The organism is Peptoniphilus sp. DNF00840, from assembly GCF_001553125.1.
Lineage (GTDB): Bacteria > Bacillota > Clostridia > Tissierellales > Peptoniphilaceae > Peptoniphilus_A > Peptoniphilus_A vaginalis.
In genome coordinates this window covers 1-15,042 of the sequence record NZ_KQ960193.1, presented here as the reverse complement: position 1 = coordinate 15,042, position 15,042 = coordinate 1, and the positions used below count along the sequence as shown (strand labels likewise).

The following is a 15,042-nucleotide window of genomic DNA, read 5'->3' as shown; positions in this document are numbered from 1 at the left end:
GGTTAATATGAATTTAGAACCAAAAAAAGTTTTTGATTATTTTGAAGCATTATCACAAATCCCAAGAGAATCTGGTAACGAAAAGGGAGTTTCTGACTTCCTAAAGAAGTTTGGAGAAGAAAGAGGCTACAAGGTTATTCAAGATGACAGCCTAAACATTATTATGGAAGTGCCTCCTACAAAGGGCATGGAAGATAGACCTAAGGTCATCCTTCAAGGTCACATGGATATGGTTTGTGAAAAGGGCAAGGACTCTAAACACAATTTTGAAACTGACCCAATCGAACTTATTGTCGATGGCGATTCTCTTCATGCCAACGACACAACTCTTGGAGCAGACAACGGAATTGGAGTTGCCATGGCAATGGCTCTTGCCGAAGAAGAGCACGGTCCCCTAAAGATAATCGTAACTGTATCAGAAGAAACTGACATGCACGGTGCAAAGGACCTTGAAGCAAAATATCTTGAAGGCAAGTACCTAATCAACATCGACTCAGAAGAAGAAGGCATCTTAACAGTTTCATCTGCAGGTGGAAAGCTTCTAAAGTCAAAGTTTGTCTTTAATGAAGAAGCTTACTCTGGCAAGGCCTTTGACCTTCACCTTCATGGCTTCCTAGGTGGCCACTCTGGTATGGAAATTGCCAACAACAGAGGCAACATGATCAAGGTAATAGCAGAAATCCTTAATAAACTTGATGGAGCAAGGCTAATTGACATCAACTGTGGAACAAAACAAAATGCAATCCCAAGAGAAGGTAAGCTTGTCCTTGTAGCAGACGAAAAAGCACTTAAAGAAGCTATTGACTTTGTAAAAGAAAAATTCAAAGACGTAGCAGGCGAACTTGTAATTGAATGTAAGGAAACTTCTCACGATGGAAAAATTTTAACTCCTGACGACACAAAAAAACTTGCAAACTATCTCTTAGAACTTCCAACTGGTCCACACACTTTCATAAATGAAGCTAAGAAAGTTCTTGAATCATCATCAAACCTTTCAATAGCAAAAAAAGTTGATGACGCAGTAGAAGTTTTCGTTTCATTAAGATTTGCATCCTCTTCACTTTCTGAAGAATTCGGAAAGATTTACTTGGATATAGTTGAAAAATATGACTGCCAAGGAGAATTCATAAACCCTTATCCAGAATGGGAATACAGAAAAGAATCTAACTTTAGAGAAATCGTAAAGAAAATCTACAAGGAAATAACAGGCAAAGAAATGGAAGAAGAGTTCACACACGGTGGACTTGAATGTGGTGTCTTCTACAAGAAGAATAGCGACCTAGACATTATCTCCATTGGTCCAGACACTGTTGGAGCTCACACACAAAAGGAAACTCTTTCAATTTCTTCAACTAAGAGGGTCTACGACCATCTTGTAAAAGTTCTAAAAGCTCTTTAATAAAAAAAAATTATGGCTGTCAGCTTGGCAGCCATTTTTTGGTGTATTGAATTCCCAACTTAAGATATAAAAAAAGAAACCCACAAGGGTTTCAAATAATTTCATAATAAATTAAAATTCGAAAAAAAAATTATAACCTAGGACCTAAGTAAAAATATGTATGGACTTATAAGTCGCAAGTTATTTAAAGATTTTTAATTGCAATGACTTCATTTTGATTTAGGATAAGCTGGTCAGTAAGGGCCTCAACAATTAATAGACCTCTACCATTACACTTTTTTTCTCCACAATCGTACAAGGAGGTGTCGTGGTTTACGCCTCTGCCCTCGTCAGATACAATAATTTTTAAAGAGTCATCCTTTAAGACTAACTTTAAACAGACCTTCTTGTTAAGGTCTTCTTGATTGCCATGGACTGCTCCATTTATAACAAGTTCATTTAAAATAACTTTTATATCAAATAATTTTTCTTGGTCAGTAATGTAGGGATTTAAATCCATCATGGCTGAATCCAAAAAGCTCTTTATTAGAGATAAATCGCTATTAACAAAACCCTTAAATCTATATAAAGTATCCATACTTCTCACTCCATCCACTAAGTGAATACCCATTAAATTTCCACTTTAAACCTCAAAAGCTTGGCATTGATTAATTTTAAAATTTTACTGTATTATATTTAGTAATTTGTTATAATGTTATTAAGCTTGTAAAAAGCATTAATTTTACATTAATTTTATTAGGAGGAAAAATAATATGAAAAAATATGAATGTACACTTTGCGGATATATCTATGATCCTGAAGTAGGCGATGAAGATAACGGCATTGAAGCTGGTACTGCATTTGAAAATCTTCCAGAAGATTGGGTTTGCCCTCTTTGCGGAGCTGAAAAATCAGACTTCGAACCTGTTGAATAATATTATTACGGAAGGCTTCGGCCTTCTTTTTTTTTTACAAATTTTTACAAAATCTAAATTTTTATCCACAATTTTATTTTTTTATCTACATTTGTGGGTTTTTTTATACTTTTTAATAGCTATCCACAAATTTATTTTCCATTTTTAATTTTATTTATCCACAATTACATTGCCTTTTAAAATTTCTACATAAAAAACCGTGAGAATTTTATAACTTAAATCTCACGGCTTTATTTGTTTATATTTTTAATCAATTAGTCTAACTTTAGATAATCTATAATTGCCCTACTTGTGTTTTCGAGGTCCTCTAGGACAAGGTACTCCTCTTTCGTGTGGACTTTTTCCATCCCAACACCAACTATAAGGGAGTTAAATCCCTCGTCAGCAAAGAAGTTGGCATCAGATCCACCACCAATTATAACTTCTTTTGCATCCACTCCAACATTCTTGTAGGACCTTATTATTTCTTTTGAAAATTCCATGTCACTTGGAACAAGGGCTGGATAGTCTAAAGTTTTTTCAAATTCAAAATCTTCTGTCAAGTTCCTTACTATTTGTTGGTATTCTTCTAAAATTTCAAGAACATGATCTTTATCGTGACCCCTTATTTCTCCAGAAAATTCAACATAGTCTGGCACAACATTTGTTGGGAAATCAGAATTTATATTTGAAATATTTGCTGTTGTAAATTCATCAATCCTAAGAATCTTAAACTGAGAAATAGCTTTTGCCGCAAGCATTATCGCAGAAATTCCCTTCTCTGGCTCAATGCCAGCGTGAGCAGACTTCCCCCTTATCTTAAAAGTAAAGGTATATGATGTTGGAGCCTTGTATGCCACTTTGTCACAAGAACCTGCATTATCTACAACAATCATATTTTTGGCAGGCTTCATATTTTTATAGACTTCCTCCCAATTTATATTTCTTGCACCAAGCATTCCCACTTCTTCTCCAGGTGTAAAGATTGCATAAATATCTCTGTGCTTGTAATTATTTTTCAAAATGTAGTAGATGGAATAAAGTATGGCAGCAAGTCCTCCCTTGTCATCTCCACCAAGAGTTGTATTGCCATCTGTTTTCCAAATCTTATCTTCTTTTATAATTTTTAAATCTTTGTTGGGTTCAATAACATCCATGTGAGCTGAAAAAGTTATTCCTTCTCCCTCACCCAAAAACTTTGCAAAGATTGTAGGTGCATTACCACCATACTTATCTTGTGACTCATCTAGATAAACTTCTCCCCCAAGTTCTTTTACAAAGTTTATTATATAGTCTGCAACTTTTTCTTCCTTGCAAGAAGGAGAGTGGATCATTAGTAGATCTTCAAAAATTTCTAAGAGTTTTTCTCTTTCAAAGTCATTCATATTTCCTCCTTATGAATTTTTATTAATAGTTTCAAGTTGAGTTTTTGCGAAGTAAATAGAAGAGAATACTGTAACTAGAGTTATAAGGAAAGTTGCATTAAAAGGTATTAAGGCAACAAGCTTGGACATAACAAAAGCTACAAGTAAAGCAAAAATTCCTGTCTTAAAAGACTTAACAGAAAATTGTGCAAAGATTCCACCATAAAGTGCTGGAATAATAAGAGTTAGAACTTCTTTAATGTGTTCTGGCAAGTTCACAATTACTGTTTGAGCAAAAATTGTTGATAATATTACAAAAAATGTTGCAATATAAATTGAAACTGCAATACCTATTGTTCCCATCATTGAACCTTCATCTGTTCCTTGCTTATATCCTGATCCAGAAATTGCTGATACTGCTGCAGGTATTTTTAAATTAACGCTGTTACCTGATAGAGTTGACATATATAGACCTGCTGCCCCAATTATTGGATAGTTAGCAATGGGCTCTGAGAAATAAAAGGCACCTGACACAGACATTTGTGAAACTGCACCTGCTATAATAGCTGCTATACCTGGGTTATATCCATAGTAAAAAGTCATAAGCATAGGTGGAAGAAGTACAGCAATCATACCTAGTAGCATTGTAAGTCTTCCAAACTTATGGATTGATTGTGAAAATTTTTCGTAAGCTGTCATTTTTTCTCCCCCTTAAAATATTAATTGAGATGCAATTGCACCAATAAACATCGCAAAGGTAAGACCCCAATCCTTCAACCAAGTGTACCTCTTGCCAAGTTTTTGGCAGATAAACATAATTATAAAGCCAAACACAGTTGCAAAAGTTACCTTTGGATTCGCCTTTATCTTTGACAAGTTGTCAACACAAAAGTAGGCGAAGGCTCCAAGCATGGCTCCTACAGAAACTGCAGGGAGGAGTGCCTTCCTACCACCTGTGAGAAGGTGGTTAACTGACTCCATCTTGTGGCCAAAAATTATCATAAAGATTAACCATCCCATTACACCAAGAGCAGGTGTCCAAAGAGCGTTGGCATAAACTGTTGGGTCCATTGTGGTAGCAAGTTCTGCTCCCATTGCCTTGGCACCAAAGTTTGCAGCCATAGTTTCGTAATTAGTTCCACCAATTACTGACATCCTAAGGGCTGTGACTGGTGCTCCTAAGGTTACTATAAGCGCAAGTATGGATCCACAAATACCTAGTGCTGGTCCAATAGAGGAGATCCCTGCTGTCACTATTCCCTTTCTGATTCTCTTCTTATCCATGTTCATTTCTTTTGTAGCCTTGAGGGCCTTTCTCAAAAGATAAGTACCTTGAAAAAGAACTAGGATAATACCAACAGAACAAACCATATACATAAGTGGACTGTTAGCAAACTGCCATTGATCTTTCATAATTATTCCTCCCTTTTTTGAATAAATTATTGACAGTATAGCACAATGCTTTCGTGATGTAAATCTATACTTAAGTACAATAAATAAAAAGATAAAACAAAAAAGACTCCATAATATGGAGTCTATATCAAATCTTTCTAACTTTTTAAAAATATTTGTTAAAAATAATTTTAATTATCTTAGATTTTTAATTTTCAAGTTACAAAAGCCATAAATTTTTCTTTAAGAGGTTATTAAAAAATTGGTTTTTAATACGATTTAAAATCCTCCAAGATTCTTTGAGAACTTTATAGCCTCTTCAAGCATTTGCGTTGTTATTTGGTGGTAGGTCATGTCAAAAAGTTTGAAGTTCAAAAGCTTCTTGTCTTCATAAACTTTTTCAACTTCCTTGACAAAGGACTCTTGACCTGCTGGATTAATTACATCGTCATTCCTTCCGTTGAAGAGAACAAGAGGTCTGTCCTTAAAGGCTTCTGGACTGTCCATTGGGTTCATATCTAAGAAGAATTCGTTAATCCTAAATCCCCTCTCATCAATCTTGTCTTGACCTTTCAGTTCGTTGACTCCACGAACAAGTTCTTTCCAATTATTTATTCCATTAAAGATAAATGCCATCTTTAAATCTTTTTTAAAAGCATAAAGACCTCCAGCAGTTATGGCTCCCATAGAATGACCTCCCACTGCTATTTCGCTTCCCGGATAATTTTCTTCAATGTAGTTGAAGATGGAAGGTGCCTCTTCGATGTTGTGCATAATGACTTTTAAAATATATTCGCCTTCTACATCCTTGTCCTCGTGGTCAAGCTTTTCTACATTTCTCTCGCCGTGGTGTCTTGCTTCAGGAAGAATTACCCTGTAACCATAGGATGCAAAAATATTTCCCCTAAAAATTTGCCTTTCCTTGTCTGATCCCCAACCGTGATAAAAGACTAGGGTCTTATTAGTCGCTTCCTTGGGCTCAATTATTACTGCAGGGACCTTCCCTATCATGACTTTCTTTATATCTGAATAATTTGTTTTTAAATACTCCATAATTCACCTCACCTCCATTATAGCAAAGATATAAAAAATTTCTTAAAGAGTAACTTTAATTCTAATAAAAAAAGCAAAGAAATAAATTTTCCTTGCTTAAGATTTATAATTTTATTTAACTTCCCAAGTTGGAGGTGTGACTCCATTATTTTTTAAAAATTCGTTGGCTCTTGAGAAGGGTCTTGATCCAAAAAATCCTCTTGCTGCAGAAAGCGGCGATGGATGAACTCCTTCTATGATTAAGTGGTTGCCAGGTCTTATAAATTTCTTGCGAGCCTTGGCGTGGTTGCCCCAGAGTATAAAGACTACTGGGTCTTCCTTCTCGCTAATTTTTTCTATTACTGCGTTGGTAAAAATCTCCCAGCCAATCTTTGAGTGACTCATGGGTTGATGGGCCCTAACTGTTAGGGTTGTGTTGAGGAGCATTATCCCCTGGTCTGCCCAAGACTTTAAGTAACCTGTCCTTGGAATTTCAAGTCCCAAGTCAGACTTTAGTTCCTTGTAAATATTTCTTAGTGAAGGTGGGATTGCCACACCTTCTTTGACAGAGAAGGCAAGTCCATGGGCCTGACCCACATTGTGGTAGGGGTCTTGTCCTAGGATTAAAACCTTAACGTCCTTGTAGGCTGTGTAATGAAAGGCGTTAAAAATATCTTGAGCCTTTGGAAAAATTTCATAATGTTTGTACTCATCGATTAAAAGTTTTCTAAGGTCCTTGTAGTAGTCCTTTTCAAACTCATCTTCCAAAATTTCCTGCCAATCATTTTTTAAAATTTCTTTCACCACTTACCTCCTGAAAAAGTCAAAGATGCTCTTCTTTAGGCTTGGGTCGATTAACTCTTCAAGTTCCTTCCTGCTTTCATTAGTTGAAAAGATTACAAGCCTATCGCCCTTTTCAATTTTTGTATTTCCCCTTGGAATAACTGCTGAGTTGTCGTACCTGATTATTCCACCGATAATAATTTCCTTGTGGAGATTAATTTCTGATAGCTTCTTGCCAATGTAGACAAAGTCATCTGGAATTTTTATTTCATAAACTTGGGCCTTGCCACCAAACATATAGTTGATTGAAACCTTCATATCTGTGTTAATTGCCTTTATGATTTCATTGGCAACAATTACCTTAGGGTCAATAACCCTATAGATCCCCAAGCTTTCTAAGATTGTGTCGTAGTTGTTGTCCTTTTGGATTACAATATTTTTTGAAATCCCATGGCTCCTTGCAAGAAGTCCAAGTACAATGTTTAATTCGTCAGAGTCTGTCATAGAAATAAATACGCCATCTTTAGAAATATCTTCATCCTTAAAGATCTTGTCGTTTCTAAGTTTTTTATTAATAACAAAGGCCTTGTTGATATTTCGCCTGTAGTTTTCAAATTTTTCCCTATCTGGTTCAATTATTTTTAAATTTATATTTTCAAGATTTGAGATGATTCTGTTGAAGTTGTAGTCTCCCGATGCAATTACAACTTCTCTTTGGTCTTCTTTTTCTTTTATTTCAAAGTGGGAGCGTTTGAAGTTTCTTATGTCGAAGGAAAGACCCATTAGGTAGATGTAGTCGCCAGACTTTAAGACTGTTTCTCCATCAGGAACGATTAGTTCTCCCTCTCTTAAAATTCCAACAACGAGAATTGTGGAAAGGGAACCAATGTCTTTTATCTTTTGGTTTTCAAATTCCTCGTCCATATCAATGTAGTGACCTGTTACTTCTATCTTTCCCTTGCCAAAGTAGTCTGCTTCATAGTAATTTGTGGACCCAATTAACTTTGTAACAAGTTTAGCTGTCTCAAGACTTAGGTTAAATACATTTACAACATTAGGAAGGGAGTTTTTTATAATTCCTATTTCGGAAATATTTTCCATTTCATCTAGGCGGAGAATTATTTTTACATCTAGGCCCTTGAAGATTGATGCCATTATTAGGTTGGTCTTGTCGCAATCAGTGGCAATGATGGCATAGTCGTACTTGCTTAAGTCGTGGTTTATGAAGAAGTCTTCTTCCAAGACATCTGCCCTTATTTTATTTACGCTATTTGTTATCTCTTCAAAGTTTTTTTCGTTCCTGTCCACAAGGTCAACTTCAAATTTTTCAAGACTCAAAGTCTTGGCAATAGTCGAACCAACTTTTCCCGAACCTATAATTAAAATTTTCATTATAATTTAATGATTTCCTTTCTATGTCTTACCCTAGTAAAAAGTGCCATTATTGTAAAGAATTCAAGTCTACCTAAAAGCATAAGCAGGCTGAAGTAGAGTTTGAAAAAGTCGCTATAAAAATGAAAGTTTTTTGTAGGACCTATTTCTCCAAAGCCTGGACCAACATTGGATAAGGTTGTGGCAACTGAAGAAAATCCTGTTATGACATCTACTCCTGAAAGAGTTACAAGACCTGTGGATAGGACTGCTATTACAAAGTAGGTTCCAAGATAGGCGTTTATACTTAGGACCACCTCATCAGACAAGGACTTGCCATCTGCAATTACAGGAAGGACTGCCTTGGGGTGAGTTGCCTTTTTCATTTCTCTTTTTATTAGTTTTAAAAGAATTGAAATTCTTACTATTTTAATTCCACCACCAGTTGATCCTGCGCAGCCACCAAATATCATTAGGATAAGCAAGATAAACTTTGAAAAGCTTGGCCACAAATCATAGTCTGCATTGGCAAAACCTGAGGTAGATGAAATAGATGTTACTTGGAAGGCAGAGTCTCTAAAAGCCATAAAAAGTGATGAGTAACCCTTTGAGAAGAGGTCTATGGTTATTAAGGCAATAGCTCCAACAGTTATAAGTATCCAGAGTTTTAATTCATCATTTTGCAAAACTTCCTTAAACTTCTTTTTGGAAAGCAGAGCATAGATGGTGAAGTTTGTAGAACTCAAGAACATAAAAAATGCAAGAATAAAGTGGACTGCGTTGCCTTCATAGGACATAAGTGAGTCGTTATAGGATGAAAATCCACCGGTTCCTAGGACACCAAAGGTATGGACTAGGGAATCGAAGACTGGCATACCGGCAAGCTTTAAGCAAATGAATAATATTAAAGTCAAAATAAGATAAATTATGTATAGCCTCTTAGATGATTGAGAAATTCTAGACTCTATTTTTCCAGCAACTGGTCCTGGTGACTCTGCCTTAAAAATTTGAAAGGCTCCAACTCCAAGCTTGGGAAGAAGTCCCACAGTAAACACCAAGATACCCATACCACCAATCCAGTGGGTGATAGATCTCCAAAGTACAACAGACCTTGGAAAGGACTCTATACCAGTGATAACTGATGCTCCAGTAGTTGTAAATCCAGATACAATCTCAAAGAAGGAATCAACGTAAGTCATACCTGCAGATATACAAAGTGGAAGTGCACCTACAATGGAGACCAAGACCCAGGATGCAGTAACTGTTAAGATCCCATCTCTTGGAGATAGAGAGTTCTTCTTTATTTTTAAATTAATTAAAATTAATCCCAAAAAGACTGCTATAGCCATTGGGATTAAAAAACCGTAGACCGATCCATCTCTTTCAACTAAACTTAAGATAAGAGATGGGGCCATAAAGGCAGTTTCTATTAATAAAATATAGCCTAATATTTTGGAAATAAGCTTATAGTTCATCTTTCTTTCCTCGCTTCTTAATTAACTTAATTGCGTCCTTTAGTTTCCCCTCAGAAGTAAAAATCTTTTGAACCCTTGGGGCAACTTCGTGCATAGAGAATAATATTATCCTATCTCCTGACTCAAGGACTGTCTTACCATTAGGGACTATCATATTTTGACCTCTTATGATAGAAATAATTAAAGTACCATCAGGTAGGCTAAGGTCTTCAAGGGCATGACCGCAAACAAGATGGCTTGCCCTAATCATTAACTCAACACATTCTACTTGACCATTTAAAAGTAGGTGAAGGGCAAGTGAGCTCTTACCTCTAATTTCTTTTAGCATTTCTGCTGCTGTAATATAGGATGTGTTAAAGACTGCATCTATGTCAAGCTTGTCTAGGACCTTATCGTAGTTTGTCCTAGAAATTTTGGCAACAGACTTATAAATTCCACTTTGCTTTGCCACAAGACTCATGAGGAGGTTGGCCTCATCAATACCTGTTGCTGCAACAAAGGAGTCATAAGTGTGGACCATTTCTTCTTCAAGTACGGCGATGTCAGTTCCATCTCCATTTATGATGTTGGCTTCTGGCACCATATCCTTTAAGTCAAGACATCTTTCCTTATTTATTTCAACAATAGTAACCTCAACATTTTCCTTTAAGAGAAGCATGGCAAGGTAAAGTCCAGTCTTACCTCCTCCAAGTATCATGGTACTCCTAAGGGCCCTTGTCCTATTTACACCTGTGTGGTCCTTGTCAAAGGCCTCAATATTTTCAGACTTGCCTGCAAGGATGATAACGTCATTTTCTTCAAGGACAGTACGACCATTAGGTATAATTGCATCGCCACTTCTTGATATGGCAGCAATAAGAAGGTCGTTAATGCTATCAATCTCCATGATTTTTTTGTTAACAAAGCTTGGGTCATTGCCTATGTTAAATTCAACAAGAGAAATTTTTCCGCCTGCAAACTCATCGGAATAAAGTTGGTATCTCTTCATTAAGTATTTGAAGATTGATCTTGCTGTTGCATTGTCAGGGTTTATAATCTTATCTATTTCAAGTTCTTCTGATATGAAGTCAAGGTGCTTTCTATACTCAGGGTCCCTTACCCTTGCAATGGCATACTTAGCTCCAAGTTTTTTGGAAATTGTACAGAGAATAACATTGGCCTCGTCATTTGTTGTAGTTGCAACAACATAGTCAAATAGAGAAATATCAAGTTCTTCCAATACACCAAAGTCCAAAGCATTTGCACAAATACTAAAAACATCTAATGAATTTGATATGTTTTCAATTACATCTTCATTGTTATCAACTACAGTAACCTCATAGTCCTCATCTAATAATGCAGCTGCAAGTCTATATCCTAATTTTCCGGCGCCTACAACTAAAGCCTTCATATATTCCTCCTAAAAAATCGCATCTAGTTTAATTTCAAATTCGTAATCTGGGTAGATGGACTTTAATTTATCTATTATCTCTTTTTTCAGAGTATCCTTTTCTTCTCTCTTCTTTACCAAATCGCCATTGTAATCAATGTCTATAAAAATTTTCTTGTCCTCAAGAACTATGTCATGGAAGGAGTAAATGTTAAGTGACTCCCTCACTATTTTTCTCAAATCTCTAGAAATAGAATTAATAATCTTGCTTCCACTTCCTCTTGGTTCTGGATGGATTATTAACCTTATTCCAAGTATGGCAGAGACCTCCCTCTCAACCTTGTCAACAATATTATGTGCCTCTTCTAAGGTCAGATCATAATCTAATACTGCATCAATAATTACAACTATATTGTCAGGTCCAAAGTCTGTCACCATAATATTGTGGACATTGGATATGCCCTCGTAAGTGGAAACCTTGGACTTTATCTCGTGCTTAGTCTCGTCGCTAAGACCACGACCAAGTATAATTGAAATTGTTTCGTATATAAGTGAGATGGCTGTGTACAAAATAAATAAAGCAACTATTAAACCAACATAACCATCCAAAATCTTGCCTGTGAATTTTTCTATAACAATAGAAACAATGACAACAGAAGTTATAAGAGTATCACTTAGTGAATCCTTCTCTTGTGCCATTAGGGTTACAGAGTCAATCTCTTTTGCAACCTTTGAATAAAGTGAAGCCTGCCAAAATTTTATTACCACAGTCATAAGCAAAATCGCAAGGGTGGACTTTGGATAGGAAATGGCTACTGGATGAAGGATCTTTCCCACAGAAGTCTTCAAAAATTGAAAACCAACGGAAAGTACGATACCAGAAACTACAAGAGAGATCAAATACTCAAGTCTCCCATGTCCATAGGGGTGGTCCTTGTCTTTTGGTTTGGCAGCAAGTTTTATTCCTAAAATAGCAATAATTGAGCTGACACAGTCTGTAATGTTGTTAACTGCATCAGATAAAATTGAAATTGAACCTGTAAAGATATATAGAATAACCTTTAAGGCTGCTGCAATTATATTTGATATAAATCCGAGAAAGGATGTCTCATTAGAGATCTTTTCTCTGTCATAACCCTTGGCTGACTTCCCCCTCTTTAAAATAAGTTTTGCGAACATTTATCCTCCAGTTTTTTATAATAAATAAAAATAGGCCAAAAGCCCACTTACTAAGATTTCTTAAGTTACAATCATTATAACACTAGTATATTGGTAATAAAAGGAAAAGAAGTTAGCTATAGTCTTAATATGTATTAATATGTATTAATAAGTATTAATAAGACAAAAAAATGCACCAGATTCCTCTGGCACATTTACTTATCTTAAATAAATTTTTTAAGTTTTGGAAGTAGTAGGCCTTCTGCAACTTCTTCTGCCTTTTCCTTTGAAGCTAAAACTTCAACTAACTTAAGTCCAAGTAGGATTGCAAGGGCTGGTCCCATAGCTGTAATTATATTTTCTTCAACAACTACTGCTGCATCTTGTGGGTCCTTAACCTTTAGTCTCTTTTCAACTCCTGGGTAGCAAGTGAACTTTCCATCTTTTAAAAGTCCTGCTGCATCAAGAACTTGTGGGCCTGCGCAAATTGCTATTACTTCTTTACCTTCGTCATTAAATACATGGGCACACTCAAGAACTTTTTTATCATTCATGAGATTAGTAGCCCCAAGTTGACCTCCCGGGATATACATTGCCCTGTAGTCTTCGATGTTAATTTCATCAAAAGTCTTATCAGCGAAAATTTTAACATCGTGAGCTCCCTTTACTTCAAGTCTGTCCTTGACTGAAACTGTTTCGACCTTTAGGTCTGCCCTCCTAAGGACATCAACAATTGTAAGAGTTTCAACTTCTTCAAAACCTTCTGCCAAAAATACCAATAAATCTTTCATAATGACCTCCTATTTATTCATAATAGAATCCACTGCATTTATAATTGCAGACCTAAATCCATCCCTTTCTAAAGATTTTACTCCCTTAATAGTTGTGCCACCTGGTGTTGTAACTTGGTCCTTTAATTCACCTGGGTGAATGCCAGACTCTCTCACCATTTTTGCTGAGCCAGCAACTGCTTGAGATATAACCCTGTAAGCCATGTCCCTTTTCATACCATAAGAAACTGCTGCGTCTGCTGCTGCTTCAATATACATATAGACATAGGCAGGCATACAACCTGATACTGCCTCATAAATTTTTATGTTTTTCTCTTCCACAATTTCAGTTTCGCCAAAGTTAGATAAAATTTTTCTTATTTCTTCGACTTCTTCTTCTGAAATATTTTTGCCTGGGCAAATTCCTGTCATAGAATTTAAAATTTTTGCTGGCGTGTTTGGAAGTGCCATCATAAGTTTTTTATTTGGGAGGCACTCCTCAAGTTTTTTAAGGTCAAAGGCTGAAGTAATAGAAATAATTATTTGATCCCTTACTTCATCTTTTATTTTTTCTATTACAGCTTCATAAGCGTAGGGCTTAACTGCAAGTATAATTGCATCGGCACCCTTCACTACGTCTACTTCTGACTGGACTACTCTTGCTGCTTCACTTACCTTAAAGGCGTCTCGCTTATCTTCATTTCTGTCGTAAAGAAAAGTTTCTATATTCTTATCTAAAAGACCATGTGCCATGGCAGCACCCATGTTGCCTAGGCCTATAATTCCCATTTTCATCGCATCACTCCTTAAGTAGATTATACACGATATTCCTTAAAAATTCATTTTTGTGCTATAATTTAACAAGGTGATTTCATGAAAAACATTTCTATTGCAAAGTTATTCTTAACTTTTTTTAAAATAAATGCCATAACCTTTGGTGGTGGTTATACAATTGTCCCAGTTATAAAGGACATTTTTGTATCTGACCTCGAATTAATTGACGAGGAAGAGATGATGGACATAGTTGCCATCTCCCAAGGTGGCCCTGGTGCCATGGCAATCTCTTGTTCAGTCCTAACAGGCTACTACCTAAGAGGACCCCTTGGAGCAATAACTTGTCTTCTTGCATCCTCCCTACCCTGTCTTATAATCTTGTCAGTTATTTCAAACTTCTATCAAGAATTTAAGGCAAACTTTTTTATCAACGCAGCCCTAGAAGGTATCAGTGGAGTAATATCTGCAGTCCTATTTATCACTGTGGTCCGTATGGGGATTTCATCTTACAAGAACAATGCGCGCTTCTCTGCACTTATGATTGTCCTCGTATTCTTAGTAGCCTTCTTTACAAAAATCAACACAGGATTTATCATCTTATTCTGTGCTTTGGCAGGAATTTCTTATTTTAGCGTAATGGAGAGATACAAAAATGCTTGATTTATTTTTAATTTTCTTTAAAATCGGCTGCTTCGCCTTTGGTGGTGGCTACGCAGTTATCCCCTTGATTTCAAAATACGTTGTTGAAGAACACGCATGGATATCAACAAGGGAATTTATAGACTTAATTTCCATTTCACAAATGACTCCAGGACCAATTGCCATTAACTCGGCAACCTTTGTTGGCCAAAGTGTCCATGGAATCCTGGGTTCAATTCTTGCTACAACAGGCTTAGTCCTTCCTCAGTTCATCCTCATGATGATTCTTGGCTACTTCCTCTTTAGCAAGGGCAAAAAATTTAAAATCATGGACTACTCCCTCCTTGGAATAAAGGCAGGAGTTGTGTCACTTATCTTTATAACAACACTAAAACTCTTCCAGTCATCAGTCTTTCCTGAGGGTCTTAAGCTTCAAGGTATGAGTATGGCTGCACTTATCTCCTTTGTCATTGGCTTTGTCCTCTACATGAAGAAGGTAGACCTCTTTAAGCTAATAGGACTTGGTGCAGTGATTGGGATTGGTGTCAAATACGCTTTGACTTTTATGTAAAACAAAACTCCTTGGATCTTTGTGGTGACCCCATAAAGTTGGACCTAATACC

At 36.2% G+C, this 15,042-nt stretch carries 16 protein-coding genes; 4 read left to right on the top strand and 12 right to left on the bottom strand.

The window, feature by feature from the left end:
* Nucleotides 1-7 precede the first annotated feature (7 nt).
* The gene (gene pepD, locus HMPREF1864_RS01325; protein ID WP_062571042.1) at nt 8-1,399 is read left to right on the top strand and encodes a beta-Ala-His dipeptidase; all 1,392 of its coding nucleotides are present in this window, start codon (nt 8-10) and stop codon (nt 1,397-1,399) included.
* Between the two features lie 184 nt (nt 1,400-1,583).
* On the opposite strand, the gene HMPREF1864_RS01320 is transcribed toward pepD, so the two are convergent.
* Complete coding sequence (locus HMPREF1864_RS01320; protein ID WP_231723487.1) at nt 1,584-1,976, bottom strand: ATP-binding protein; 393 nt, start codon at nt 1,974-1,976, stop codon at nt 1,584-1,586.
* A 175-nt stretch (nt 1,977-2,151) separates the two neighbouring features.
* Here HMPREF1864_RS01320 and rd point away from each other — a divergent pair, with 175 nt between their 5' ends.
* Nucleotides 2,152-2,313 carry a rubredoxin gene (rd, locus tag HMPREF1864_RS01315; protein ID WP_062571041.1) on the top strand — a complete coding sequence of 54 codons (162 nt, stop codon included), beginning with the start codon at nt 2,152-2,154 and terminating at the stop codon, nt 2,311-2,313.
* Between the two features lie 254 nt (nt 2,314-2,567).
* On the opposite strand, the gene HMPREF1864_RS01310 is transcribed toward rd, so the two are convergent.
* The 11 genes from HMPREF1864_RS01310 to proC all read right to left on the bottom strand — a co-directional run bounded on the left by HMPREF1864_RS01310 (nt 2,568) and on the right by proC (nt 13,801).
* A complete protein-coding gene (locus HMPREF1864_RS01310; RefSeq protein ID WP_062571040.1) occupies nt 2,568-3,677 on the bottom strand; it encodes a M20/M25/M40 family metallo-hydrolase in 1,110 nt (369 codons plus the stop codon).
* A gap of 9 nt (nt 3,678-3,686) precedes the next feature.
* Nucleotides 3,687-4,355, bottom strand: coding sequence for a hypothetical protein (locus tag HMPREF1864_RS01305; RefSeq protein ID WP_062571039.1), 669 nt, complete (start codon nt 4,353-4,355; stop codon nt 3,687-3,689).
* Between the two features lie 12 nt (nt 4,356-4,367).
* On the bottom strand, nt 4,368-5,069 hold the full coding sequence (locus HMPREF1864_RS01300; protein WP_062571038.1) for a DUF5058 family protein: 702 nt from the start codon (nt 5,067-5,069) through the stop codon (nt 4,368-4,370).
* 258 nt (nt 5,070-5,327) lie between these two features.
* A complete protein-coding gene (locus HMPREF1864_RS01295; protein WP_062571037.1) occupies nt 5,328-6,101 on the bottom strand; it encodes an alpha/beta hydrolase family protein in 774 nt (257 codons plus the stop codon).
* 111 nt (nt 6,102-6,212) lie between these two features.
* Nucleotides 6,213-6,884, bottom strand: a complete 672-nt coding sequence (locus HMPREF1864_RS01290) for a uracil-DNA glycosylase (RefSeq protein ID WP_062571072.1) — start codon at nt 6,882-6,884, stop codon at nt 6,213-6,215.
* A 3-nt stretch (nt 6,885-6,887) separates the two neighbouring features.
* Nucleotides 6,888-8,255, bottom strand: a complete 1,368-nt coding sequence (locus tag HMPREF1864_RS01285) for a TrkA C-terminal domain-containing protein (RefSeq protein WP_062571036.1) — start codon at nt 8,253-8,255, stop codon at nt 6,888-6,890.
* Entirely contained in the window at nt 8,255-9,709 is a 1,455-nt protein-coding gene (locus HMPREF1864_RS01280) for a TrkH family potassium uptake protein (RefSeq protein ID WP_062571035.1), read from the bottom strand. The genes HMPREF1864_RS01285 and HMPREF1864_RS01280 overlap by 1 nt, the downstream gene beginning before the upstream one ends.
* Complete coding sequence (gene trkA, locus HMPREF1864_RS01275; RefSeq protein WP_062571034.1) at nt 9,699-11,099, bottom strand: Trk system potassium transporter TrkA; 1,401 nt, start codon at nt 11,097-11,099, stop codon at nt 9,699-9,701. Before trkA ends, HMPREF1864_RS01280 begins: the two co-directional genes overlap by 11 nt.
* Nucleotides 11,100-11,108: 9 nt before the next feature.
* The gene (locus HMPREF1864_RS01270) at nt 11,109-12,257 is read right to left on the bottom strand and encodes a cation diffusion facilitator family transporter (protein WP_082718890.1); all 1,149 of its coding nucleotides are present in this window, start codon (nt 12,255-12,257) and stop codon (nt 11,109-11,111) included.
* 203 nt (nt 12,258-12,460) lie between these two features.
* Nucleotides 12,461-13,027, bottom strand: coding sequence for a DJ-1 family glyoxalase III (locus HMPREF1864_RS01265; protein ID WP_062571033.1), 567 nt, complete (start codon nt 13,025-13,027; stop codon nt 12,461-12,463).
* Nucleotides 13,028-13,036: 9 nt separating this feature from the next.
* A complete protein-coding gene (gene proC / locus HMPREF1864_RS01260; protein ID WP_062571032.1) occupies nt 13,037-13,801 on the bottom strand; it encodes a pyrroline-5-carboxylate reductase in 765 nt (254 codons plus the stop codon).
* Between the two features lie 78 nt (nt 13,802-13,879).
* Here proC and HMPREF1864_RS01255 point away from each other — a divergent pair, with 78 nt between their 5' ends.
* Complete coding sequence (locus HMPREF1864_RS01255; protein WP_062571031.1) at nt 13,880-14,440, top strand: chromate transporter; 561 nt, start codon at nt 13,880-13,882, stop codon at nt 14,438-14,440.
* Complete coding sequence (locus HMPREF1864_RS01250; protein ID WP_062571030.1) at nt 14,433-14,990, top strand: chromate transporter; 558 nt, start codon at nt 14,433-14,435, stop codon at nt 14,988-14,990. Before HMPREF1864_RS01255 ends, HMPREF1864_RS01250 begins: the two co-directional genes overlap by 8 nt.
* The last annotated feature ends 52 nt before the right edge of the window (nt 14,991-15,042 follow it).

Excerpts from the sequence above, each read along its gene's own strand:
- pepD (WP_062571042.1), top strand. The coding sequence starts at position 8 with ATGAATTTAGAACCAAAAAAAGTTTTTGATTATTTTGAAGCATTATCA.
- HMPREF1864_RS01320 (WP_231723487.1), bottom strand. The coding sequence starts at position 1,976 with ATGGATACTTTATATAGATTTAAGGGTTTTGTTAATAGCGATTTATCT.
- rd (WP_062571041.1), top strand. The coding sequence starts at position 2,152 with ATGAAAAAATATGAATGTACACTTTGCGGATATATCTATGATCCTGAA.
- HMPREF1864_RS01310 (WP_062571040.1), bottom strand. The coding sequence starts at position 3,677 with ATGAATGACTTTGAAAGAGAAAAACTCTTAGAAATTTTTGAAGATCTA.
- HMPREF1864_RS01305 (WP_062571039.1), bottom strand. The coding sequence starts at position 4,355 with ATGACAGCTTACGAAAAATTTTCACAATCAATCCATAAGTTTGGAAGA.
- HMPREF1864_RS01300 (WP_062571038.1), bottom strand. The coding sequence starts at position 5,069 with ATGAAAGATCAATGGCAGTTTGCTAACAGTCCACTTATGTATATGGTT.
- HMPREF1864_RS01295 (WP_062571037.1), bottom strand. The coding sequence starts at position 6,101 with ATGGAGTATTTAAAAACAAATTATTCAGATATAAAGAAAGTCATGATA.
- HMPREF1864_RS01285 (WP_062571036.1), bottom strand. The coding sequence starts at position 8,255 with ATGAAAATTTTAATTATAGGTTCGGGAAAAGTTGGTTCGACTATTGCC.
- HMPREF1864_RS01280 (WP_062571035.1), bottom strand. The coding sequence starts at position 9,709 with ATGAACTATAAGCTTATTTCCAAAATATTAGGCTATATTTTATTAATA.
- trkA (WP_062571034.1), bottom strand. The coding sequence starts at position 11,099 with ATGAAGGCTTTAGTTGTAGGCGCCGGAAAATTAGGATATAGACTTGCA.
- HMPREF1864_RS01270 (WP_082718890.1), bottom strand. The coding sequence starts at position 12,257 with ATGTTCGCAAAACTTATTTTAAAGAGGGGGAAGTCAGCCAAGGGTTAT.
- HMPREF1864_RS01265 (WP_062571033.1), bottom strand. The coding sequence starts at position 13,027 with ATGAAAGATTTATTGGTATTTTTGGCAGAAGGTTTTGAAGAAGTTGAA.
- proC (WP_062571032.1), bottom strand. The coding sequence starts at position 13,801 with ATGAAAATGGGAATTATAGGCCTAGGCAACATGGGTGCTGCCATGGCA.
- HMPREF1864_RS01255 (WP_062571031.1), top strand. The coding sequence starts at position 13,880 with ATGAAAAACATTTCTATTGCAAAGTTATTCTTAACTTTTTTTAAAATA.
- HMPREF1864_RS01250 (WP_062571030.1), top strand. The coding sequence starts at position 14,433 with ATGCTTGATTTATTTTTAATTTTCTTTAAAATCGGCTGCTTCGCCTTT.